We start from the raw sequence: 23,911 nt of genomic DNA on the forward strand, positions 1-23,911 counted from the left end.
CCTAGTTGGAATCGAAATGACCATAAGTCTTTTGGGATCTCAACTTTTTCTTCTGCTTTCAAGTACTTTCAGGAGGAGAAGTGGATCCCTTCTTCGAGGTTTTGCTGAGTGAATTGAGAAAGAACTTGCTGCCAAAGGTGGCCAGTCTGGGATCCCTTTCCCTTGACGTGTAGAAGGCGGGCTCCTTCCTGCTGGGGATGGGGCTGTAGGCGCAGCCAGAGGTAGGTCGCAGGCAGATGGCGGAGGTACTGGGGCCACTCAATAGCGGTGATCCCACCTTGGCTCCAAAGTTCTTCTAGCCCTAGGTCTTCTAGGAGTGTGGATTCTTTCCCACCGGCGCGAGCGGCAGAAGAGGTCTCTAGGCGGTAGAGATCGCAATGGAAAAGAGGGATCCGTCCGGTGTGGTATTCCTGCACCAGCACGAAGGTGGGGCTGTCGATGGGTTCAGGGATCCCTAAGCCCTGCCCTAGTCCCTGCACAAAGGTGGTTTTGCCGCTGCCCAGATTACCTTCGAGAAGAATGACCAAGCCGGAAGTGGAGCCGAGGCTGCGGCTGGGAGGGGGAGATTTTTGTTGACCTGAAGGGGCGAGGAAGCCAAGGGCGGCTTGAGCTACGAGGGCCCCTAGTGATTGGGTAGCAGCGGCGGATGGCAGCAGCAGAGGAGAGGCTTGCTGCCAGAGCTCTTCATTCTGTTCGCTGGCCATGGCTTACAACTCCTTTGGGGCGGGGATCCCAGGCGAGGAAGTTGCCTCGTTTGGGTGAACAGAAACGCGTTTGGGAGCTGTCAAGATTGCGGCCAGGCCTGCTCCAATGAGCAACAGGCTCACCCCCTGCGCCACCCGCAGGGATCCCAGCATGAGGCTATCGGTGCGCAGGCCTTCGATCCAGAAGCGCCCCAGGCTGTACCCCACCAGGTAGAGGCCCAAGAGGGTGCCGGGGGGAAGCTGGCGCCGGTAGCTTAAAAAGAGCAGGAGCCCGAAGAGACCAAAGTTCCAGAGGGATTCGTACAAAAAAGTGGGATGGACGCGCGATCCATCAGGCAGCTGCAGTTGTACCCACAGAGGGCTATCCGGAGGCAACACCTTTCCGTAGGCTTCGTTGTTGAAGAAGTTGCCCCAACGTCCGATCCCCTGACCAAGGCTGAGGGAGGGAACAAGGCAATCGGCTAGCAACCAAAAACTCAGCCGGTGCCGCCGGGCGAACAGGTAAAGCGCCGCACTGCCGCCGATCAAGGCACCGTGAATGGCAATGCCCCCCTGCCAGAGGGCCAAGACCTGCCACCAAGGGCCATCTCGATAGCGTTCCCACTCAAAGGCCACATAGTACAGGCGAGCAAGGGGCAGGGATCCAACCACCAACCACACCAGCAGATCAGGCATGGAACTGGGGGGAAGGCCACGCCGAGCTGCCAGATGGCGAGCCAGGAGCAAGCCCAACACCATTGCCAGGCCGATCAATAAGCCATACCAGCGCAGGCTGAGCGGCCCCCAACTAAACACAACCGGGCCGGGGGATTGTAAGACCAAAGTCATGACCGTGGGGACATTCCTGAGCAGATCCCTTTAGCCCACTCTACCCGCTCTGCAAGGCTATGCAGAAGACCTGCCCTCACCCCCAGCCCCTCTCCCAGAGGGAGAGGGGAGTTAGGAACCGAGGCAAGGTACGAGCTGACTGCAGTTGGAGGGAGAGGGATCCGCTCAGAGCAAGGCGACAATGTTAGAATGCAGGCTCGATTTTCCACCACGACTCCTGGGGGGGATGCGGGTTATGGCCCGGAAAGCCGCTGCTGTGAACACTGCTGATGACTCGGACAAATTGAAGTCAGAAAAACGCAAAGCCCTGGAGCAGGTGTTAAGCCAGATCGAGCGGAATTTCGGCAAAGGGGCAATCATGCGCCTGGGAGATGCCACCCAGATGCGGGTGGAGACCATACCCAGTGGGGCCATCACCCTCGACTTGGCCTTGGGCGGAGGTTACCCAAAAGGGCGGATTATCGAAGTCTTTGGGCCGGAATCTTCTGGGAAAACTTCAATTGCCCTACATGCCATCGCCGAAGTGCAAAAACAAGGGGGAACGGCAGCTTTTGTGGATGCGGAACATGCGCTGGATCCCACTTACGCAGCAGCTTTGGGGGTTGATATTCAAAACCTGTTGATCTCCCAGCCGGACACGGGGGAGGCCGCCCTGGAGATTGTCGATCAGTTGGTGCGCTCGGCAGCTGTGGATATCGTGGTGGTGGACTCGGTAGCAGCGTTGGTGCCCCGTGCCGAGATCGAGGGGGATATGGGAGACGCCCATGTGGGATTGCAGGCCCGCCTGATGAGCCAAGCGCTGCGCAAGATTGCCGGGAACGTCAGCAAAACCGGCTCCATTGTTCTTTTTTTAAACCAATTGCGCTCCAAAATTGGCGGTATAGGCTATGGCCCCCAGGAGACCACCACAGGCGGCAATGCCCTTAAGTTTTATGCGTCGGTGCGGCTAGATATTCGCCGCGTTCAAACCCTGAAAAAAGGTGCGGAAGAATACGGGATCCGAGCGCGGGTCAAGGTGGTGAAAAACAAAGTTGCCCCCCCTTTCCGGCGGGCAGAATTTGACATCATTTTCGGCCAAGGGATCTCCAACATCGGCTGCATTATCGATCTGGCCGAGGAGATGGGCATTCTCAAGCGCCGCGGCTCTTGGTACAGCTACAAGGAGGAAAATGTTGCCCAAGGAAGGGACAATCTGGTTGTCTACTTGAAGGAAAACCCAGAGCTCCTAGCGGAGGTGGAAGCGGCTGTGCGGGAGAAACTTTCTGCGGGGGTGACGGTTTCCGCCAGCCGGCCGGCAGCGATGGAGGAGGGAGAGCAGGAAGAGAATGAGGATGCGGTCTTTGTAGAGGAAGAGTTCTGAGGGAGCAGCTAGCTGTTCAGGGAGCGCTTCCTGAGCGAGATCGCCGCTGGCGCAGGGCCTCGTAGAGCAACAACCCCCCCGTCATAGCGACGTTCAGAGATTCGACACCCTCGGCCATAGGGATCCGCACCTGGGCATCGGCCTGTTGGATAGTCGCTTCCCTCAGGCCAGCCCCTTCGTTGCCCAGGAGAAAAAGGGTAGGGCGGGTGAGATCTTGATCCCAGTAGCAGTTTGCTGTGGGGGAGAGGGTAGCAGCCAAGACTTGGATCCCGTGGCAACGGCAGCTCTGGATCCAGGCGGCTAGGTCGGGCACGACTTGGGGCGGACGGCGAAACCACTGGCCGGCAGAGGCCCGCAAGACTTTGGGGTTTTCGGGATCGACGCTGTCTGCGCTTAGCCAAAGGCCGTCGGCTCCTGCGGCGGCCACGACTCGGATTAGGGATCCCAAATTGCCTGGATCTTGCAGCGTTTCCACCACAAGGCCCAAACGTAACTTGGACAGGGGGGGAGAGGAAATCTGCCAACTGACGGCCACGGCCACAGCTCCTTCGGGAGACTCGGTGGTACAGAGCGCTGCCATGACTTCTGAGCTGACGGCCTGCCGCCGTAGACTCTTGGGCAGATTGGCCAGCAATTGTGGGTAACGCTCAGCCCACTCAAGCGTGTAGCAGAGAGCCTGTAGGGGCCAGCCAACTCGCAGGGCTTCTTCGATGAGGTGGGATCCCTCCACCAAAAAGGCGCCCTGTTCCCGCCGGCCTTTGCTGCGGTGCAACTGCCGCAACTTGCGGATCCAGGGGTTTTTCGGACTGGTCAGCAGCTCAGAAGCCATGTGGCAATGGTTAAGGTACTCCCCAAGTCTTCGGCGTTGCTGCCCTCACCCCCAGCCCCTCTCCCAGAGGGAGAGGGGAGTTAGTAACCGGAGCGGCGCAGCCGTTGGATAAAAAATCCATCCCGATCCTGCCGGTGGGGCCAGATGAGCAGGGGATCCCCTTCAGCAGCCCAATTGGGGTGGCTGTCGAGAAAGGCTTGAATGATCTCCTCGTTTTCGGCAGGGTGCAGCGTGCAGGTAGCGTACACCAACACCCCGCCCGGCTTAAGCCAACGGGCTGCCACCTGCAGAAGCTGAGCTTGCAGGTGGGCTAATTCAGGGATCCGCTCTGGAGTCTGCCGCCAGCGAGCGTCAGCATGGCGGTGCAAGGTGCCTAGGCCGGAGCAGGGGGCATCCAGCAGTACGCGGTCAGCACTCTGCCAGGGGGGCAAGGGGGCAGGGGGTAAGGACTCCGTCCCGCTGACGCGATCGGCAGCAGCGCTCAGGGATAACAGGTCGATGGCCAGGGGACGGATTGAGCTCAAGCCCAGGCGCTGCCTATTTTCCTCCAGGCGCCGCAGACGGTGGGGGTGGCGATCCAAAGCCCAGATTTCCCCCCGATCCTGCATGTGTTGGGCTATTTGGGTGGTCTTGCCGCCCGGAGCAGCGCAGCAGTCGATCACCCGCTCCCCTGGCTGGGGATCCAGCCAATGCACCACCTGCTGGGCACTGGCATCCTGAACGCTCCACCACCCTTGGGCAAAGCCGGGTAGGGCCGTGATGTCGCCGGCATGATCCTGGAGGCGCAAGGCGCCCGGCACCTCGGAGATGGGGAGGGCAGGGATCCCGGCTGCTGCCAAGGCTTGAATGACTTTATTCACATCTGCCCGCAGTGGGTTGACCCGCAAATCCAGGTGGGGTGGCTGATTAAACCAAGCACACAACTGCTCCGTTTCCACCGGCCCCAGGCGCTCCCACCATAGGCTCACCAACCAGTCGGGAAAGCTGTGCCGGATCCCCAAAGCCTGAATTGGGTCGGCTGGCAGAGTGTCCTCGAGGGGCTTGAGGGGATCCTTCTCTGGCTGATCCAACACTTGCCGCTGGTAGGCGCGCAAGATGCCGTTCACCACCCCTGTCAGGGATCCCAGCCCCATCTGGCGGGCCAATTCCACGCTGGTGTGGATGGCAGCGCTGGGGGGGATCTGATCCAAAAAAGCCAGTTGGTAGAGGCCAAGGTGCAGAATGAGCCGCAAATCGGGCGGTTGCTTGTGGGCAGGACGTTGGGCAAAGCAGTCGATCAAGGCGTCGAGGGTGCGACGACGGCGGGTAACGCCGTACACCAGCTCGCTGACCAGGCGGCAGTCGGCAGGGATCAGGTGGCTGTGGGCCAACAGGTGCTCTAGCACCACGTCAGCATAGGCGTTTTGCCGCTCGATCTTCTGCAAGGCCAAGAGGGCCAGTTGACGTGCGTTCATGGTCGCCCCAAAAGGTTTTCCCATTCTCCCCCCTGGGCGATACTGGAGAAGCCCCTAAGGGATCCCAATCATGCCTTACACCAGCGCCTTCTTAGAGGTGATCCCCGCCATCGACCTTCTCCAGGGCCACGCCGTGCGCCTCTACCAGGGGGATTATGCTCAGGCGGAACAGGTGGCCGATGACCCCATCCAGCAGGCCGAAGCTTGGGCAGCACAGGGTGCCCCTCGCCTGCATGTGGTCGATCTGGACGGAGCCAAAAGCGGGGATCCGATTAACCTGCCTACCATCGAGCGCCTGGTGCGCCAACTGGCCATCCCGATTCAGGTGGGAGGTGGGATCCGATCCCTGGAACGGGCGCGGCAGTTGTTGGATTTGGGGGTGGATCGGGTGATCGTTGGCACCCTGGCCGTGGAGGATCCTGACACCCTGGAGGCGATGACCCAAGCCTTGCCCGGTCGGGTTTGGGTGGGGATCGACGCTCGGCAGGGGCAAGTGGCCACCCGCGGCTGGCTGAGCACCACTCCCCTGCGGGCTCCTGAGCTAGTGCAACGGGTGCAAGCCCAAGGAGCTGCCGGGATCATCTATACCGACATTAGCCGGGATGGCACCCTGGCCGGGCCCAATTTAGAACAGCTGCGCCAGATCCTAGCCGTCTCTCAAGTGCCTGTAATTGCTTCGGGAGGGATCGGCTCGCTGACCGATTTGCTGGCTTTGTTGAGCTTGCCCCGTTTGACAGGGGCCATTTTGGGCAAGGCCCTCTACTCAGGGGCGATCTCCTTGCAGGAAGCTTTGCGAGCAGTGGGGCCGGGCCGTTGGCAGGATCTGCCGCCAGAAACCGGATCCCAGTGGGCCTAGATGTCCACCTCGACGCCGAGCGGAAAGCAGCCTCAGCAATGCCATACTGGGCAAAATCGACAGGCAACTGCATGCAACCAACACTGGCCATCGGTGAAGGTTTTCCAAGACATTTTTGTTTTTTTGTTTTTCAGGTCATGTCCTTTCCCGCACTTCGCCCTGCTGTTCGAGCTTTACAACCCGAGTTGGTGACCTGGCGCCGCCACATCCACAAGTATCCTGAGCTGGGCTTCCAGGAGAAGCAAACCGCCGCCTACATCAGCCAGCGCCTGAAAAGCTGGGGGATCCCGCACCAGACCGGCATTGCCCACACCGGCATCGTGGCCACCATTGAGGGAGAGCAGCCGGGGCCGGTTTTGGCGCTGCGGGCCGATATGGATGCCCTGCCCATTCATGAGGCCAATGAAGTCGAGTACTGCTCCGCCATCCCCAACGTCATGCACGCCTGTGGCCACGACGGCCATACGGCCATTGCTATGGGCACCGCCAAGCTGCTGCAACAGCACCGTCAACACCTCAAGGGCACGGTCAAGGTCATTTTTCAACCTGCCGAAGAAGGCCCCGGCGGAGCTAAGCCCATGCTGGAGGCGGGGGTTCTGAAAAACCCGGATGTGGAAGCCATCCTCGGCCTACACCTGTGGAATAATCGCCCTCTGGGCACTATTGGCGTGAAAAGTGGCCCCTCGATGGCCTTTGCCGACCGCTTTCAGATTCAGGTGATCGGGCGAGGCGGACATGCTGCCCTTCCCCAACAAACAGTGGATGCCATTGTGGTGGGATCCCACATTGTCAATGCTTTGCAGACCATCGTCTCCCGCAGTGTGGATCCGCTGCAGCCGGCGGTGGTGACGGTGGGCCGTTTCCGGGCCGGCGATGCCTTTAACGTCATTGCCCCTAGAGCTGAGATTTGGGGCACCGTGCGCAGCTTTCAGCCGGAAGTGCGGGATTTGATCTCAAAACGTATGGAAGAAATCGTTGCCGGCATTTGCCAAGCCTACGGGGCCACCTACGAGTTTCAGTACGAACGGGGCTACCCAGCGGTTTGCAACGATCCTGCTATGGTAGCGCTGGTGGAACAAGCTGCCCGCCAGGTGTTTGGCTCAGAGGCGAGGATCATCCCAGAAATGACCATGGGCGGAGAGGATGTCTCGTTTTTCCTGAATGAGGTGCCTGGCTGCTACTTTTTCCTGGGATCCGCCAACCCCGAAAGGGGCCTGAACTACCCTCACCACCACCCCCGCTTCGACTTCGATGAGGCTGCCCTTGGCATTGGGGTAGAGCTGTTCCTGCGCTGCATTGAGAACTACACCGGGCAAGCCTTGAGTTAGCGGGAAACCTCGGCTAGGGCCTGAGCAAGTCAGCGGATCCGCTGCCGGGAAGCAGCAAGGGCTTCATAGGTTCTGGGGTGGGACGGGTAGGGGCAGGATCCCCGTCGGTGGGAATGTAGAGGGGCGTTGGGTTGGGATCCCCACCGAAGGCCAGCACAAGGGCTTCCAGCAGGGCCTGTCGCTGTTGCCGGTTCAGGGATTGTACAACGGCTTTGTCTTGGGCGTAGGGGTTGACCGTGAGGCGGTCGGCACCGGGATACCGTTGGGCGATGATTGGCTCATTGGCATCAAAATAGTCCGCCAGCGTCAGTTGCCAGTTAAAGCGGTCGGTCGGGGAGCGACCGGCCACCTGCAGATGGTAAACCATCATCCGCCGCACCAAGGTATCTTCCTCAGGCGTAGGGCCGCCGTCATTGGGGTTAATGGGGGTGTAGACGTTTTCCAGCGGCAGATCCGGCAATGCCTCGTACACCCGCCGCGCCGCTTCGGGGATCAGCCGCAACTGAGCATAGGCAGGCCCGGATCCCAGCAGAACCGCAACGGCAATGCCCAGCAAACCTGGCAAAAGGGCTTGTTTCCTCATCCTGCTCGCCCCAAAACTTGTTTCTGTGAAATGAATTGTATTGCAATCAAGCAGTGGTTTCGGATTGTAGATTTGGCAGATTCAGCGATTGAGATCAGGCCACAGTTGGAGTTTTGGGCCATTGCTAATCAATGCTGAGTCCATCCACCACCTGAGGTTGAGGACGCGGTTTGAGAGGGGCCGACTGGGCCAAGCGATCCCGCTGGTGGTGTTCTTGAGAATGCCTTTGCCAGAGGCCAAGAATATCCAACGTTTCGCCGCCATGCTGCGTGTAGCGCTGCCGCACTTTGCACAGTACAGGGGTATTGACGCACACCCCGGAGATGATCACCTGACCTTTGCTCAAGGCGGGCAATTCCTGTAACAGATCCCGTCCGGCAGCCTCGACACTGTGGCGCAAATTTTCCTGATCGGCAGGGTTGACAATTCGCATCAAAAATTGGCTCATGCATTGAGACAGAATATCCGAGTCCAACTTGCCAGGGCGTTGCGTGATCAGCCCTACTCCCAGTCCAAACTTGCGTCCTTCGCTGAGGATGGTGCGCAGCACCTGTTTGCAACGGGAAGGCTCGTGGGCAGGGGCAAACCGATGGGCCTCTTCCAGCAAAATAAAGACGGGATAAGGCAAGTAATTTTCGTCCCCCGGCTGGATCTTGCCTTTGTGGGTATTGATCCGAGCATAGTTGGCCTGGCGCAAGATGGCAGCAGCGATCACCTGCTGTTCTTCTTGGCTGATCTCGTGCATTTGTAGAATGGTCACCTGCCCCGGCTCAAACAAGTCTTTGGGGGCCAGATGTTCTACATTGCTGAAATAAGGAGAGCGGTCGATCTGTTCTAATTTCCACTCCAAGGCGGCGGCTGAGGATCCCTGGGATCCATCTTCTGCAGAATCGGCTTCATTTACGGCATCGATTAAGTCCTGAATCGTCCAGCGGATCGGGTTAAATTGAGTTGTTTTGCGAAAGGCTTTCTCCAGAAAAGATTTCTGTCGGTCAGTGGTCTCTGGCAGCAGGGTCAGAATATCAAAGAAGTTAAGAGAAGATACACGAATCTTAATTTCCTGCGGTGAAAGAACCTTGACTTTGGGTCGGTAGCCATCTTCCCCAAAAAACTTGGGGTGGGACTGCATTTCTGCCAGCGTGTGGTATTCCCCGTGGGGATCGAAAATGAGGACGGCAGCTCGGTTTTTGGGCAAAAGCAGCTCTTCAATCAAAACCCCTGCTGTATAAGATTTGCCGGATCCCGTCCCCGCCAAAATGGCCAGATGGGTGCTGACCATTTCCTTGACGTCCAGTACTACGGGCACTGCTCCCTCATCGCGCAACAACAGGCTGCCCAAGTGAGCACCCCCAATGGCTGTTTCATCTCGTTTGTTCAAAATTGATTTCAGCAGACGATTGGAGGCCAGAAAAACCTTGGCACCGGGATCCGGAGCGCGGCGGGGGTTAATAAAGCCCATCTTCTGATTGAAATAGCCGATGACCTCGACGGTAACCGCATAGATTTCCGGATTGGGATGGGTGAAGCCCACCAGAGCCACAATGGTGCTGGGATCGATTTCGGTATCGGCAAAGATGCGATCGGGGATGTGATCCAGGAGCTGAACTTGGCTAATTTTACCCAAGATTTGCAGCGTTTGCGATTGGGGATCCTGGACTTCGTAGTAGACGAAATCGCCCACCTTTACCGCTTGGGTATTGGAAGTGATGAAAACATATTGGTTAGAGGTTTCTCCAGGCCCTTTGACGGTGCCAATTACCTCTGGAGAGTCCTCAGTTGGAGAGAGGGTGGCTTCTGGATGGTGGCCATTATCGGTGATTTTTTGGGGCATTAGCGCATCGCTCCTACAGTCATTTTCCAGGCCAATTCTTTGCTTAAGATTTGCAGAGCTCGCCGTTGAGCTGGATCGGCAAACATCGGCGTAATGTCGTTCAAGACTTGGTAGATCAAATGATTGGCAAAGTTGCCGCCGCTACTCAGCAGCAAACCATAGTAGGAAAATTGGGTTTGACCTTGGGGATCCTGGTGAAAGCGCAGGATCTCTTCCCGGCTCATGCGAAAAACCGGCGTGTTTACAGGCACCACCACGCGTGGGATCCCTTGCCGGCCACAGCGGCGCTCTTCATCCAAGGCCCCGATTAAGACCACCGAGAGTAGCGTGCGCACCTCATTCTGCAGATCGGGGGAAAAATAGGGATCCGGCTGGCTGGAAAGGCGCGGCCCAGAATTGAGGAACATCGGATTCAGGAGTTGGGTATTGTAAACCAGACCTACAGCCCAGTGTCGCCGGTCGCTTTCTAGCTTGACAAAGCTGCCGAAGCCATAGTCATCAGGAGCCGGCGGATTTTTGACTTCTAAAGCATCGTCCACCTGCACCACATAATCACAGTGATTGTTGGAGCGAACTACCTTTCCCAATCTCATCGAACTCGTCTCCGCTGTAATTTACTTACTGTTTTCCGGGATAGCCTTAGGTTCAGCTTTTCGCGAGCGGCCCAATCTTGCATGAGACGCAAGAAAAGGTTGCGATCCTCATTGCGGATAACGGCTATTTGATCGGCTGTCTCCAGCACATAAGGATAACCTCGCCCAATCACCACCTCACAGCGAACCAGATCCACCAACCAGTCCAACAGTCCTGCCTCATAAACCCAAACGGGTATTTCCAAGCGGGCCGGAAAGTTGTCATTGGTGCGCAGGTAAACAAACCCCACTCGCTCCCGCATTTCTTGGTAGGAGTTGAGGATCCCATCTTGGGGGTTGAGGCTGCCGCCGCGGGCACAGATGAAAAAAGGTGTGCGATCCCCCCAATCCAACCAGGGGCTGAGCAGTTGCGCATCGTGAAGCTGTGGAGCTTCGGGTAGGTCAAAACAATGCTTCAGCAACGCCACCAAATCGGAAGTGTAGGTGGTGTCTATGTAGGCCACGATAGGGATCCGGCTTTGCTCGCTGGCCCGCAGAAGCTGGAGCAAACACTGCACATAAAAATCTTGGCTTTCTGGCTCAAAGACTTCGGCAAAAGTAGCCACCAGCGCCCCATCCAAAAAGGCCAATTTTCGGGATCCCGGTTGAGATTTTTGAATGTATTCTACAAGTCTCTCGATTTCCATTTGAAAGCGGCGCATGTTAACCATTCGCTCTTTCGGTTCGCCGCTGCTGTCGGATCCCAGGTCCCTTGGAGTCAATACATCCACTTGGATGTCTTTCTCGTACAAGCCTGCTGCGCAGTGATAATTTTCATACCAGCCGATTTGCACCAGCGCCACCGGTATTGACAGATCTTTGCTGGGATAAATCTGGGATCCATCTACGGCAAAGGTAGGAATATTTTCAATGACCGACTTCGCCCAATCGCGGCTTTCTTCGTAATTGGCCCATTCCTGCTCAAAAGGGATCCTCCAATTGGAGTAGCGATCCCACTCTGCAGTAGGTAAAGCGCCTGGGAAAGGGAATGGAGCTATTTTTTCGGCAATCTCTAGGCTTGACCACTGGCACAAGCTTTCCATGGCCTGCTTATAGTATTCTCTGCGCTCCGACAGCCTTTGATCAAAAGTGGCAAAGGCCTCCCGCTTTTGCTGCAACACTGCCAGGATCCGGTCGGCTCTAAACACCATAGGCGGGATCCCTCCCTACCGACTTGGATCCGGAGTGCCTTTCCACCCGAATAACATTTTCTGTCATTTGCTCAAAGGTATCGTCGTGGCTAATGACAAACAGCTGCTCAAAAGATCGCAGGTTGGTAATAGCCTCTGCCAGCCGCTGTCGCCGTTGGGTATCCATATTGGTGGTGGGCTCATCGAAAAAGGCAATATTTAGTTGTCCCAACACCTTGAGTAAAGCCAAGCGCACTGCCAAGGCCGCCGACATTTGCTCTCCCCCGGAAAGGCTGGCAAACCGTCGTTTGGGGCTGCCGGCTTCTTGAACGCGGATCTCATAATCGGCTTCCCAGGTCAGGGTGACGTTGGGACGGTTGAGAATTTCTCGGAAGAGGTGATCGGCAGTATGGTTGATCTGCTGCAGGTAGTATTGGGTAATTTGAGGGCCGGCTTTTCTATAGGTATCTCGGCTAAACTTGATAAAGCGGTGTAGGCGTTCTTTCTCAGTTTTTTCTGCCTCGACTTGCTTTAAGCTTGCCTTGGTCTGTTCCAATTGCCGCAACTTTTCCTCAATTTTGCTCAGTTGAGGAGCTAGGCTCTCCAGTCGGGCCTGGGCTTCGGCTTTTTGAATTTCGGTGGCCTGCAGAAGGGATCGAAGATGCTCATGCTCCTGCGGTCGATACAGAGCAGCTAAGGGATCCCGTGCTGCGCGAAGTTGGGAAAGCTGAGTTTGCAGTTGCTGCCGCTGGGCGTTTAGCTCGGCCAGTTCCTGTTCCCGTTGGGGAAGCAATTTGGCGATGGGTTCCGCCCGCAGATAGCACTCGTGATCCACTCGGTATCGTTCCCGTTCTTCTTGCAGGGATCCCAGCTCTCGATCCAGATGCTCCGTTTGGCATAGGGCCTCCTCGATAGGGTTGAGTGCGGCCTGTAAATCCTGAAGCTGCTGCAGGCAGTCGGCCTGCATTTGTAAATACTGCTTTTCCTGTTTTAGCTCTGCTTTGAGCCGTTCGGCTTGGCTTCTGGGATCCCCCAGAGCCTTCAACGTTTCGGCGGCTTTTTCAATTTGGGCTTGCAGGTCATCTTTGGATCCCTCTGTTTGTTCCCAGCGGTCGATCTGGGCTTGTTTTTCTTGCTTGGCTTTCTGGATTTGATCTAGGGCCAACTGGGCCGCTTGGAGTTCATCTTGCCGTCGGGGCAAACTTTGGGCAAGAGGCTGCATGCGGATAAAGGTCTCGTAGTTGTTGCGGTGCCGGCCTTGTTCTTCCCGCAAAGCTGCAATTCTTTCATCCAGATCTGAAAGCGGTTGCAGCTGCTCTTCTAGGGCTTGTATCTGCTGTTGGAGTTGCTGAACATGGGCCGCTATTTGTTGATATTCTTGCTCAACCCTAGACTTGCGGCTGAGATCTCTTTCCAAGCGCTGGATTTGCCCTCTGGGATCCCCCAGTTCTTGCAGCGCCTGGCCAATTTCCTGTTGTTGCCGAAGGAAGGTGGGCTCAGCCTCAAGATCCCAGTGAAGATCATCAATTCTGCTTTGTCGTTCGGCTTGCAACTGCAGCAGTTGCTGAATTTGGGCTTGTAAATCGGGTATTTGTGCGGTTAGGCCGAGCAAGGGTTGCAAAGTCCTGAGTTGTTTTTGGATGTTGGACAACTGCTGACGAAGTTGGGGCTCGGAAGTTTGGGGAGCCAGATCCTGCAAAATCTGATGGATGGACTGGAGCAACTGTTGGCTGAGTGCTGAAGATCGAGTGAGTACCTCTGGGATCCGCTGCCACAGAGATTGAAGTTGGGGATAGTTGTGTCGCTGCGCTTCCAATTCGTCCAGAAGTTGCCGGATGCTGTGATGGTGTTGAGCCAATTGATCCGAGCCCTGCTCAAAAAGGGCTTGTAGCTCCTGTTGAAATTGACGAGCTGCGGCAATGCGGCTGAGCTGAGTTTGCAATCGCTCCTGTTGAGTTTCGAGCGCAGGAATGGCGGCTACCCGCTCCAAATCCGCCTGCCGTTGTCTCAGTTGGAGCTGCAGTTGTTGCAATTGGACTTGGCCTTGTTCCTGCTCCGTTTCCCGTTGTTTGAGTTCAAGGCGCAGAGCCTGAAAGGAAGCCAACTTCTCGCCAAGTTGGGAGTGGCGCTGCTCCAGGGAGGCCTGCCGTTCACACAGGGGTTGCAGCTCAAGTTTTTCCGCCTCCATTTTTTGGAAGATCTGGAGTTGTTGCTGATATTCGGATCCCTGCAGCTCCAATCGATGCAGTTGATGTTGCAAAGTTTCCCGTTGAGCCAGTAAAGTTTGTCGGGTTCGCCGCAGCGCTTCCTGCTCTGCAATGAGGGTTTCCAACTGCAAATAACGGTTGTAGGTCAATTGATGCTGCCGACATATGGCCTGGGCCTGTTCAGCTTCTTGCACTCGGCTTTGTAGCAGTTGACAGCGCTCGGCGTGGGCTGTCCATTCTGCCTGGATCTGTTCCCATTCGCGGTGCAGGTGTAGCAACGTGTTGAGCTGTTGAGTCCAATAGGTCTGCTGACGCTCTAGCTCCTCTTGGGCCTGAATTTGCGGGGTTAGCTCCTCTAGCTCCTGCTTCCAGCGCTGCTGTTGGCTTAACTTTTCTTGAAGTCTTGCCAATTGGTTTTCGATATGCTGCTTTTGCGAGAGCAAAGCATCCCGCTGTTTCAGCCACTCCAAGCGTTGCTGTTGCTGTTTTTCCAGCTCCCGCAAGCGAGCTTCTGTGGCCAAAAAATGCTGAGATCCCTCCCAGTATTGCTGTTGCTGCGCTTGAGCTTGCCTGGCCTCTGCCCATAACTTTTCTGCCTGCTCAAGAGATACCTGAAGCAGGGATCCCTTTTGCTCCAGTTGGGCAATCTGGTGATCTAAAGTTTGGATTTGCTCAAGCCATTTCTCCAGTCGCTCGATCTCAAGCTTAACCTGATCCAGAGTGTGGATCGATTGACTCAAGCGCTCTTGCCAGTAACTGAGTTCTTGTTGGATTTTCTGCCGCTCCGCTTGCAGCGGATCCCACTCCTGTAGCTGTTGATGGAGCAATTCAATTTGATGATTAATGGCCTGAATCTGCGCCTCGCTGTATTTTTCGACCGCCAACAGGTCTTTGGCTACCTGCTGGTACTCTTCCACCTTTAAGATGCGATCGAAAACTTCTTTGCGATCTCGACCGGTTTTGAGAAAGTCTGCTGTGAAAGTCCCTTGGGGCACCCCAATCGTTGTGGCAAAGAGCCGCGCCAGGTCGGTACCGGCAGGTACGCCCAAATGTTGCCTCAGCCACGGCAGCACATCGGACTTGCGCTCATACTCTAGGCGCTGCTTCAGCTGGGGATCAAAGAGACGATATCCCTGCGTTACGCTGCGGCGAACATCGTAGGTGCGCTGATCCCATTGGGAGATAAATTGCACAGTCACCACTGCGTCGTTGGCACCGGAGCGGATGATTTCTTCTTGGCTGTAGGGACAGTAGTCGAACAAAACCCAGGCAATGGCCTCTAAAATGCTGGTCTTGCCCGCTCCGTTTTCTCCGCAAATGGCGTTAATACCTGGCTCAAACGTGAAGACGGCATCCTCATGAGATTTGAAGTTTTGTAAAGCGAGAGAGAGGATCCGCATAATCAGTCTTCTGCTCCCCATTCGCGACAGCGATGCGGAGCATCAAAAGCTCCCCTTAGGTGAGCATACACTTCAGATTCTCCTTGCCCATCCAAAACCTTTTCTTTAAGATCCAGAAGCAGCCGCGCTAGCTCTTCACTGCGTTTGCGGTAGTGGGCATGGCTGCTCAGCAGATCCCTGTAGATTTTCTCTTCGATTTGTAGCCTCTGCCCCTCTTCTTCCAAGGAAAGGGCAGCCGACCCGAGCTCTAAAGTATTGGCCTCAAAACGAAACAGAACCAGCAAGGCGCCGGTAAGCTGCTGAATTTGACACTGTAGGGCGCGGCTATCCAGCTCATGCTTGGCGAACCCCACCTGTCCCACCAGCCGCAACTCCACCATCGGCTCCATCTCACTTTCCTGAAAACGGGATCCCTTAGCCAAGGCAATGGCTGCTGCGGCAATCTGTTCGGGGGTTTCTCTGCCCTTGGCCTCCAGATAGAGCCGGCGGCGGGGCCGCTGATGGTAATCCTGCACCAACTCCGCTTGGGGTGGGCCATCTCCCCAGCGGACGCGATAGGCCCCCCGTTGGAAGTCCCATTCGGCAGTGCTGTTGGCCTCCAGGGATCCCGGGTTGAAGATCCACCCCCCCTCGGAATAGCTTTTGTGAATGTGTCCCAAGGCCAGGTAGCCCACTCCTGCCTCCCGCAAGGGCAACAGATCCCGGTAGCGCAAAGCGCCTTGGTAACGGGCAATTTGGCCTTCTAGACCGTGGTGGAACATCAACACCACCCGTTCTGGGCCGGGGGGCAACCGTCGAATGGCCGCCGCCAACTGCTCAATCGACCTGGGAGCTGCCGATCCGTACCACTGGGATCCGATCACCCGCACCCCACAGGGCAAATCCAGATACCCTCCCCGCCGGCCCGACCAGGGACGCAGCTCCAGTCCTTCTTCCCCTTCCTCAGGCTCCAGCAATATCAACTCCCCGTGATCGGCTAAGTACCTTAGCCAACTGGTTTTCACGCCATAGGGACGGTTGTCGTGGTTGCCCTCGATGGCCAACACCGGGATCCCGGCCTGTTGCAGCTCCCGCAAGACGATCTGGGCTTGGTTGAGAACGCCGGGCTGAATCTGCCGATGCTCGAACAGATCCCCGGCGATGAGCACAAAGTCCACCGGATCCTGAATGGCATAGCGCCGGACAACATCCCGAAATGCCAAAAAGAAATCCTTGCTCCGCTCCGGGCTGTCGTAGCGGTCATAGCCCAGATGCACATCGGCCAGGTGTAAAAATGTGCAGGTTGAGCAGGCCATCCCCAGAGCACCTCGGCAAATTGTCCACAGTTTAGCAAACCCATCTTGTTCCCTACCCAAGATATAGGGATCCCTTCCTCTCAATCATCGGGTTCGCCCCGGCTATCTCCACTAGGGGTAGGTGCCGGCTGAGGATCTGAAATGGGCAGCTGCCCTGCCATCCAGAACGGCGAGAGTTCCCTAAGTGGAATTGATCAAATCCGCAATATTGTGCTTCATCTTGTTGCAAATGTTATCGAGGGGCAGATCATTGGGATCCCGGCCGAAGGGGTTTTCAATTTCGATGCCGATCTCTTCAACGCCAAACAACATAAAGCTCAGCCATCCCACAATGGGGCCGGTCATCCAACCCAAACCTTCCACCATCTGAAACGGCAAAGATAAACAGTAGAGCAATAACAACTGCTTCAAGTGCAGGGCATAAGCCATGGGCATTGGGGTCATGAGAATGCGCTCGCAAGCCCCCAGCGCATCCACCATGCTGTTGAGCCGCTCCACCATGATCGTGAGCTGGTAGACCTCAACGCGGCCCTTTTGGTATTGTCGCTGTAAGTAATCTCCGATCCAAAAGGCAATTTGCAAGGGGGGGTGTTTGAGGCTTTGGAGACGTTGCAACTGCTCCGGGCTGAGGAGGGGCTGAATCTCATCCAGCAAAGGTTCCTGGCGCAGGTGCTGTTTCATGGCCATGGCAAAGGCGGGCAACAGATATAGAGTTTGGATCTTCTCTTCCCGGTCGCCGGGTTGCTTTTCTTCAATGGCTACCCAAATCAGGCGGGCCAAATTGCGCACGTCATTCACCACGGCTCCCCAAGCTTTCCGCCCCTCCCAAAACCGTTCGTAGGCGGTGTTTGTCCGAAACACCAGCATCAAACCCAAAACGATGTTGGGCACAAATGCCACCAAGGACGACAGCGCCAGGGGCAGCCCCAACTTATACAGAACCGAAACCAGCACCCCGGCCAAGCCGCAGATAAAGGCGCGGGGAAGCACTGCCGGCACAACTGATCCTTGCAACTGCAGGGCCAGTCGAAACCAACGCAGCCCCTCTCCTGCAAGATACTTGCGAAGAACCATAGTGCAGCGTCGGCAAGCTTGCCCTCTGATCCTACAGCCACTCCTACAGCCACGGCCTGCCGCCCTAGAGGGGATCCCTTGCCCGACCATCCTGAAAAGCGACGAGGGTAGCCTGTTAGAGATTTTTCAGTTCGAGATTCTGTAAATGTCAAGCAATGCCCAGGCAAACTTCACGAACAACTTCCAGAACCCCAAGTTACTGTGGTAGACTCTCCGCCAGGCAACGAATTCAACGCTGTTCTGCGACGCCCCAACATGGCTGGAGTCCTCAAGCTCGACATTCAGGAATCGGCTGAAGAGCTCAAATCCCTACTAAGCAAGCAGTCTACACCGACCGGGAAGGAGCGGGTTCAAGCTCTCTACCTGCTCAAGATTGGGAAAGTCAAGACGATGACAGGCTTGGCTGAAATTCTGGGGCGGGACATCTCAACGATTTTTCGATGGTTTCAACGCTACAAGGCCAAGGGGCTAGAGGGCATGTTGACGGTGCCCCGCAACCAAGGGCGCAAACCCCTCATCCCCAAGCCGGTTTTGGAAATCCTCAAGCAGGAGCTGCATCAGCCTGGCCGATTCCGTACCTACAGCGACATTCGCGAATGGCTGCGGGAAACCCACGGTGTGGATGCTTCCTACAAAGTTGTGCATGAAACTGTTCGCTACCGTCTCAAGGTGCGCTTGCGGGGATCCCATGCTAAGCGGCGCAAAAGCGGGAGACAAGCCCCCCAGTTATCCCCCAATCTCTCCTGATCATGGCTGGGCGGCAGGGATCCAGAAACTGCTCTGCAGCAGAGGCGGGCCTGTGGGGGATTCGCTTCCTCCTGCCGGTTCAAGGGTGACGAGAAGGCGGGTCGGCTGCTCAGAATGGAGGGGTTGACTGAGCCATTGCAGGGATCCTTCCCCGTTGACGGCAAAAGTGCCGGCGTTTTCCAGCAGTCGTCCCCCTCCCTGGACATCCGACTCCAGCCACAGTTGATAGGTGCTCCCTGGGGGGGCGGGAGCCATCTCCGAGGCCAAGAGCAGCACCTGCTTGGCATGGGGCGACCAGAGGGCTTGCACCAACAGGGGAGTGCTGAAGCTGGGATCCCGCAGCAGGGTTCGCTGCACCTGCGGTTGTCGTTGCCACTCTTGGTAGAGCCGTTGAACTGCCACCGACTCTCCCTCGATGGGGGATCCCCACTGCCAGCGCAGCCGCCAGTAGGCCGCTGTTATGGCCAGCGCGTAGATCCCCAATACCGCCAGGCTGCCCCAGAGAAGACGTTGCGGCCACAGGGGAGCCGAAGTTTGAATGGAGAGGGGGGCAGGTAGCCAAGCCCAACGCCGCAGCCGTTCCCTGGCTTGAAAGGCTGTCAACTCGTAGAGCCACAGGGCCACCGAGCGATCCCGCTGCAGGTCAAAGGCATCGGCGTGTTTCCAGCAAAACTCGAACACCTGCCGCACCACCTCTTCCGCCTGGTGAGGTTGCTTGAGAATGGCCAAGGCAATATCCAGCAGGCGCTTCCGATAGCGATCCTTGAGCAAGAAGTGGCTGCGGCGATCCCGCAGTTGGATCTGGCGCATCAACTCGAAATCGGTCAGCTCAGCCATACCACCTCTGGGGCATCCGATGGGCCCATCCAGGCTGATCCTGGCTCAGCCGGTAGCGCCGGGCCGGGAAACTTTCCAGAACTATACACTAGCCCTGGAGCCGGCTCCCTTGCGAGCTGACTTCACCTCTCATCCAAAGCTGGCTTGGATCCCCCCTCTCAACAGTTCCGGCAGCAGGCCCCTTGCAGGAGTTGGGATCCCACCCCCCTCCGCGACCCTCAGGCGGCATCCTTCTCCACCACCTTCTCCACCTTTTCCGTGCCGGCAGGCTCGTCATCGCTGCTGGGGTTGTTCATCTCTTGTTTGAAACTCCGCAACGCTTTGCCAAAGGCGCTGCCTAACTCCGGTAGCTTCTTGGGGCCAAACACGACCACCGCGATCACCCCAATCACGGCCAGCTCTGGCAGGCCCATGCCGAAGATGCTCACGGCCAGGATAGGTTCGCTCGGCAGCAGAATAGTCATAAGTCCCCAAAACCTGAAAAGTAGAACAGACGGATCAACCCAGCTTGCAAGGGATCCATCCGTCCCACTCTAACAAGTTCTTCTCCCATGCAGAAAGGGTGTGGAAAGGGATCCCCTTCTCCCATCCTGCCCCCGGCCCACTCAAGACATAGGATGGTGCTATCTTTTGCCCGATGTTTTTGTTCAGAACAAGCCATGCCTGTCCCCTACGATATTGTGGTCATCGGCGCTGGTGCGGCGGGTCTGGTGGTGGCCAGCGCTGCGGCCCAACTGAAGGCCAAGGTGCTGCTGGTGGAAGGCAGCGACCGCTTGGGCGGCGATTGCCTCTGGTATGGCTGTGTGCCCAGCAAAGCCCTTCTTCACGTGGCCCATACCGTCCATCGGATGCGCCAGGCCATGGCTGCCGGTTGGGTGACTCTCCCCGGCCCAGCAGGGATCTCGGTGGATTACCTCAAGGTGTACGAACACATTCGCTCTGCCCAGAGCTACATCGCCAACCACGCCGATTCGCCAGATCGCTTCCGCCAACTGGGGGTGGAACTGGTGTTTGCCAAGGGCCACTTTGTGGATGGGCGCACCTTTGAGGTGGCAGGAAGGCAGGTACAGGCGCGGGCTTTTGTCATCGCCACCGGATCCCGTCCTTGGGTTCCCCCCTTGCCAGGCTTGGCCGAGGCGGGCTATCTGACCAACGAATCGATCTTTGACTTGACCCGCTTGCCCAAATCGGTGGCGGTGATAGGGGCGGGGCCGGTAGGCTGCGAGTTGAGCCAAGCTCTGGCCCGTCTGGGATCCGAGGTGACCCTCATTGCCAGCCGCGAGCGCATCTTGCCCAAGGAGGATCCCGAAGCCGCCCAGGTGGTGCAGCAACAGTTGGCCCAAGATGGGATCCGCATCCTCACCCGGGTACGCGCCACAGCAGTTGGCCAAGAGCAAGGGGCAAAGCTGCTTTCCCTAAAGGCCAATTCCGGGGCAGGCACCGCCGCTGCAGGTGATCAAGTGATCCGTGCAGAAGCGATTTTGGTGGCCGCCGGTCGGATCCCGAACGTGGAAGGGCTGGGTCTAGAAGCCGCCGGCGTGCAGTACACCCCCCAAGGGATCCAGGTGAATGCCAAGCTGCAAACCCGCAATCCCCGCATCTACGCCTGTGGGGATGTCATCGGCGGGCCGCAATTTACCCATGTGGCGGCCTACGAAGGGGCAGTGGCCCTGGTCAATGCCCTGTTTTTCCCCCTCAGCCAAGCGCGTTATCGTGTCATTCCCTGGGCCATCTTCACCGAGCCGGAGCTGGCCCGTGTGGGCCTCACCGAAAGCGAAGCCCGGCAGCAATACGGCAAGGATGTGGTGGTGCTCAAACAGGAGTTTGCCGATGTGGATCGGGCCCAGGCAGAAGCCGCCCCCCTGGGCTTTGCCAAATTGATCTGTCGACGCAACGGCCAGATTTTGGGGGCGCACCTGGTGGGATCCCAGGCGGGAGAGCTGATTCATGAAGTGGTTTTGGCCATGAGCCGGCGGCTGCCCGTCTCTGCCCTGACCGGGATCCACATCTACCCCACCCGCTCGGAGGTGAACGCCAAGGCGGCCCTGCAGCACCGCAGGCAACAATTGGCCACCAACCCCCGCCTGCAGAACTTCTTGCAGGGATTCTTTGCCTGGAGGCGGGCCTGGAGCTGACAGCGCAAACTGGGGGTCAGCCACCGCTAGACTAGAATGGTCATTTACTGAGGGTTCCCGATGGGCTTTCTCCTGTCTGCCGAACAAGTGGGTCAGTTTGTTTCCAACCAATGGCAGGATCCCTATGCCGTTTTGGGCCCCCAGCAGATAGAAGAGGCCGGGAAATCCTTTGGGTTGGTGCGCGCCCTTGTGCCCAATGCTCGGCAGGTTTGGCTGGTGGAACGCGCCACTGGACAGGCTTACCCGATGCAGCCGCTGCACCCGGAAACGCTATTCGAGCTGCGCTTTGAGCCGGGAACCCCTCTGCCGGACTATTTTTTGCGGGCCCAACGGGTCTGGGATCCCCAAGGGGAACACTTGGAAGAATGGGAGGATCCCTACCGCTTTCCCTTGGAGAAGGTCAACCACATTGGCGAGCTGGATCGCTACTTGTTCAACGAGGGGAATCACCACCGCATTTACGACAAGCTGGGCGCTCATCCCATCACGGTGGATGGGGTGAAGGGGGTGCATTTCGCCGTCTGGGCTCCCAACGCCCGCAACGTCAGCGTTATCGGCGATTTTAACCACTGGGACGGGCGTCAACACCAGATGAAGCGGCTGGGCGAAAGCGGCATCTGGGCGGTGTTCATCCCCGGCATAGGGCCAGGCGCCATCTACAAGTACGAGGTGAAAACTTCCTGGGGGGATATCTACGAAAAATCGGATCCCTATGGCTTTCAACAGGAGGTGCGCCCCAAAACCGGCTCCATCGTAGCCGACCTCAACACCTACACCTGGCACGACCAAGCCTGGCTGGAAAAACGCGCCGCCACCGATCCCCTGCGCTCGCCGATTTCGGTTTATGAGGTGCATCTGGGATCCTGGATGCACGCCTCGGCTGAAGATCCACCTGCCGAAGGGCAAAGTGTGCTGGTGGACCAAAAGCCCAATACTCGCTTCCTCACCTACCGCGAGCTGGCGGACAAATTGATCCCCTATGTGAAGGAGCTGGGCTTCACCCACATCGAGCTGTTGCCGGTGGCAGAACACCCCTTTGATGGCTCTTGGGGCTATCAGGTGATCGGCTACTATGCCGTAACATCCCGCTATGGATCCCCGCAAGACTTTATGTATTTTGTCGATCGGGCTCACCAAGCCGGGATCGGCGTGATTGTCGATTGGGTGCCCGGACATTTCCCCAAAGATGGGCATGGGCTGGCTTTTTTCGACGGTACTCACCTGTACGAGTACGCCGACCCTCGCAAAGGTGAGCACAAAGGCTGGGGCACTTTGGTCTTTAATTATGGCCGCAACGAGGTGCGCAATTATCTGGTGGCCAATGCCCTTTTTTGGTTCGAGAAATACCACATCGACGGGATCCGGGTGGATGCGGTGGCCTCGATGCTTTATCTGGATTATGACCGCAAAGACTGGATCCCCAATCCCTACGGCGGGCGGGAACACCTCGAAGCCATCGACTTTTTCCGGCAGCTCAATACCCTCATTTTCAAATACAACCCCGGTGCGCTTTCCATTGCCGAAGAATCTACTGCTTGGCCGATGGTAACTTGGCCAACCCATGTGGGTGGGCTGGGCTTCAACTTGAAGTGGAACATGGGTTGGATGCACGACATGTTGGATTATTTCCACATGGATCCCTGGTTCCGCCAGTTCCATCCCCATTTGGTCACCTTCAGCCTCATGTATGCCTTCAGCGAAAATTACATGCTGGCCTTTTCTCACGATGAGGTGGTGCATGGCAAGAGCCACATGTTGGGCAAAATGCCGGGGGATCATTGGCATAAGTTCGCCAGCCTGCGGGCTTTATACGGCTACATGTTCACCCACCCTGGCAAGAAAACCTTGTTCATGAGCATGGAGTTTGGCCAGTGGAATGAGTGGAACGTTTGGGCAGATCTGGACTGGGAGCTGCTGCAGTATGAACCCCACGCCAAGTTGCGCCACTATGTGGCCAGCCTGAATCACCTGTTGCGCTCCGAACCTGCCCTGTATACCCAAGACACCAAGCCAGAAGGGTTCCGCTGGATTGACTGCAGCGACCATCGCGGCATTGTTTCCTTCATCCGCTATGGGGAGGATCCCAGTGAGTGGGTGGTGGTGGTTTGTAACTTCACGCCGGTGGTCTGGCCCAATTACCGCATTGGGGTACCGGAACGAGGTTTTTATCGAGAGCTGCTCAACAGCGATGCTGTGGAGTTTTGGGGCAGCGGGGTAGGCAATTTGGGGGGCAAGTGGACAGACGACTGGGCCTACCACAACTTGCCCTACTCCCTCGAGCTCTGCCTGCCGCAACTTTCTACCTTGGTGCTGAAATGGCAGCCGCCGCAGCCGGTCGAGTCCCAGAATTGACACCCTGCTGGCTTCCTTCCGCCGCACTGGGAGGACGGGTCTGGAGACTTCGTTTTTTGGCTATTTGTAGTCCTTTCAAGCTGGATTGAGACAATCCCCAAGCGCTCCATACCGCTTCCGAGATCACCCCCAGTCCTCTTCCCAGAGGGAGAGGGGAGTTGGGAAGCAATGGGATGGAAATGTTTCATTTCGTTTCATTCTTATTTAAAATGACTGTGGGCGTGGGTGCAGTGTTCTAGTTTGAATCGAAATGACCATAAGGCAGACATAACTGAGTGCTACGGGCAGGTTTTTTCTGAGAGGATTTCAGCAATGGCCGCAGCCACCCG

19 protein-coding genes are annotated in these 23,911 nt (G+C 57.1%); 6 read left to right on the forward strand and 13 right to left on the reverse strand.

Annotated features, from left to right (window positions below):
• Nucleotides 1-68 precede the first annotated feature (68 nt).
• Entirely contained in the window at nucleotides 69-704 is a 636-nt protein-coding gene (gene tsaE, locus NW829_RS05015; protein WP_414341851.1) for a tRNA (adenosine(37)-N6)-threonylcarbamoyltransferase complex ATPase subunit type 1 TsaE, read from the reverse strand.
• A gap of 3 nt (nucleotides 705-707) precedes the next feature.
• Nucleotides 708-1,532 (reverse strand): prolipoprotein diacylglyceryl transferase, encoded by an 825-nt coding sequence (gene lgt / locus NW829_RS05020; RefSeq protein WP_011433548.1) that lies wholly within the window; start codon nucleotides 1,530-1,532, stop codon nucleotides 708-710.
• 235 nt (nucleotides 1,533-1,767) lie between these two features.
• On the opposite strand from lgt, the gene recA reads away from it, so the two are divergent.
• Nucleotides 1,768-2,892, forward strand: coding sequence for a recombinase RecA (gene recA, locus NW829_RS05025; protein WP_414331989.1), 1,125 nt, complete (start codon nucleotides 1,768-1,770; stop codon nucleotides 2,890-2,892).
• Nucleotides 2,893-2,908: 16 nt separating this feature from the next.
• On the opposite strand, the gene NW829_RS05030 is transcribed toward recA, so the two are convergent.
• Complete coding sequence (locus NW829_RS05030) at nucleotides 2,909-3,721, reverse strand: TrmH family RNA methyltransferase (protein ID WP_414331991.1); 813 nt, start codon at nucleotides 3,719-3,721, stop codon at nucleotides 2,909-2,911.
• Between the two features lie 80 nt (nucleotides 3,722-3,801).
• Nucleotides 3,802-5,175, reverse strand: coding sequence for a 16S rRNA (cytosine(967)-C(5))-methyltransferase (locus NW829_RS05035; protein WP_414351435.1), 1,374 nt, complete (start codon nucleotides 5,173-5,175; stop codon nucleotides 3,802-3,804).
• Between the two features lie 70 nt (nucleotides 5,176-5,245).
• On the opposite strand from NW829_RS05035, the gene hisA reads away from it, so the two are divergent.
• Nucleotides 5,246-6,031 carry a 1-(5-phosphoribosyl)-5-[(5-phosphoribosylamino)methylideneamino]imidazole-4-carboxamide isomerase gene (hisA, locus tag NW829_RS05040; RefSeq protein WP_414416573.1) on the forward strand — a complete coding sequence of 262 codons (786 nt, stop codon included), beginning with the start codon at nucleotides 5,246-5,248 and terminating at the stop codon, nucleotides 6,029-6,031.
• 137 nt (nucleotides 6,032-6,168) lie between these two features.
• Nucleotides 6,169-7,359 carry a M20 metallopeptidase family protein gene (locus tag NW829_RS05045; protein ID WP_414416574.1) on the forward strand — a complete coding sequence of 397 codons (1,191 nt, stop codon included), beginning with the start codon at nucleotides 6,169-6,171 and terminating at the stop codon, nucleotides 7,357-7,359.
• Between the two features lie 13 nt (nucleotides 7,360-7,372).
• Here the strand turns inward: NW829_RS05045 and NW829_RS05050 are convergent, their stop codons facing one another.
• From NW829_RS05050 to NW829_RS05080, 7 genes are all read right to left on the reverse strand, one after another.
• Complete coding sequence (locus NW829_RS05050; RefSeq protein ID WP_414416575.1) at nucleotides 7,373-7,942, reverse strand: hypothetical protein; 570 nt, start codon at nucleotides 7,940-7,942, stop codon at nucleotides 7,373-7,375.
• 124 nt (nucleotides 7,943-8,066) lie between these two features.
• The gene (locus tag NW829_RS05055) at nucleotides 8,067-9,773 is read right to left on the reverse strand and encodes an ATP-binding protein (RefSeq protein ID WP_414416576.1); all 1,707 of its coding nucleotides are present in this window, start codon (nucleotides 9,771-9,773) and stop codon (nucleotides 8,067-8,069) included.
• The gene (locus NW829_RS05060) at nucleotides 9,773-10,366 is read right to left on the reverse strand and encodes a hypothetical protein (RefSeq protein ID WP_011433556.1); all 594 of its coding nucleotides are present in this window, start codon (nucleotides 10,364-10,366) and stop codon (nucleotides 9,773-9,775) included. The genes NW829_RS05055 and NW829_RS05060 overlap by 1 nt, the downstream gene beginning before the upstream one ends.
• Nucleotides 10,363-11,556, reverse strand: a complete 1,194-nt coding sequence (locus NW829_RS05065) for a DNA double-strand break repair nuclease NurA (RefSeq protein WP_414416577.1) — start codon at nucleotides 11,554-11,556, stop codon at nucleotides 10,363-10,365. Before NW829_RS05065 ends, NW829_RS05060 begins: the two co-directional genes overlap by 4 nt.
• Nucleotides 11,546-15,142: an AAA family ATPase gene (locus NW829_RS05070; RefSeq protein ID WP_414416578.1), complete on the reverse strand. Its 3,597-nt coding sequence runs from the start codon at nucleotides 15,140-15,142 to the stop codon at nucleotides 11,546-11,548. The genes NW829_RS05065 and NW829_RS05070 overlap by 11 nt, the downstream gene beginning before the upstream one ends.
• Nucleotides 15,143-15,144: 2 nt before the next feature.
• Entirely contained in the window at nucleotides 15,145-16,437 is a 1,293-nt protein-coding gene (locus tag NW829_RS05075; RefSeq protein ID WP_414416579.1) for a metallophosphoesterase family protein, read from the reverse strand.
• Nucleotides 16,438-16,617: 180 nt separating this feature from the next.
• Entirely contained in the window at nucleotides 16,618-17,511 is an 894-nt protein-coding gene (locus tag NW829_RS05080; RefSeq protein WP_414356908.1) for a bestrophin family protein, read from the reverse strand.
• Nucleotides 17,512-17,766: 255 nt separating this feature from the next.
• Here NW829_RS05080 and NW829_RS05085 point away from each other — a divergent pair, with 255 nt between their 5' ends.
• The gene (locus NW829_RS05085; protein ID WP_414356910.1) at nucleotides 17,767-18,258 is read left to right on the forward strand and encodes a helix-turn-helix domain-containing protein; all 492 of its coding nucleotides are present in this window, start codon (nucleotides 17,767-17,769) and stop codon (nucleotides 18,256-18,258) included.
• On the opposite strand, the gene NW829_RS05090 is transcribed toward NW829_RS05085, so the two are convergent.
• A complete protein-coding gene (locus NW829_RS05090) occupies nucleotides 18,259-19,095 on the reverse strand; it encodes an anti-sigma factor domain-containing protein (RefSeq protein WP_414416580.1) in 837 nt (278 codons plus the stop codon).
• A gap of 218 nt (nucleotides 19,096-19,313) precedes the next feature.
• The gene (gene tatA, locus NW829_RS05095; RefSeq protein ID WP_011433563.1) at nucleotides 19,314-19,559 is read right to left on the reverse strand and encodes a twin-arginine translocase TatA/TatE family subunit; all 246 of its coding nucleotides are present in this window, start codon (nucleotides 19,557-19,559) and stop codon (nucleotides 19,314-19,316) included.
• 195 nt (nucleotides 19,560-19,754) lie between these two features.
• On the opposite strand from tatA, the gene NW829_RS05100 reads away from it, so the two are divergent.
• Together NW829_RS05100 and glgB are read left to right on the forward strand one after the other, a co-directional pair.
• Nucleotides 19,755-21,230 (forward strand): dihydrolipoyl dehydrogenase family protein, encoded by a 1,476-nt coding sequence (locus NW829_RS05100; RefSeq protein ID WP_414351461.1) that lies wholly within the window; start codon nucleotides 19,755-19,757, stop codon nucleotides 21,228-21,230.
• Nucleotides 21,231-21,290: 60 nt separating this feature from the next.
• Complete coding sequence (gene glgB / locus NW829_RS05105; protein ID WP_414416581.1) at nucleotides 21,291-23,582, forward strand: 1,4-alpha-glucan branching protein GlgB; 2,292 nt, start codon at nucleotides 21,291-21,293, stop codon at nucleotides 23,580-23,582.
• Nucleotides 23,583-23,911: the final 329 nt, after the last annotated feature.

Origin of the sequence: Synechococcus sp. R55.8, assembly GCF_047461895.1 — a bacterium.
Lineage (GTDB): Bacteria > Cyanobacteriota > Cyanobacteriia > Thermostichales > Thermostichaceae > Thermostichus.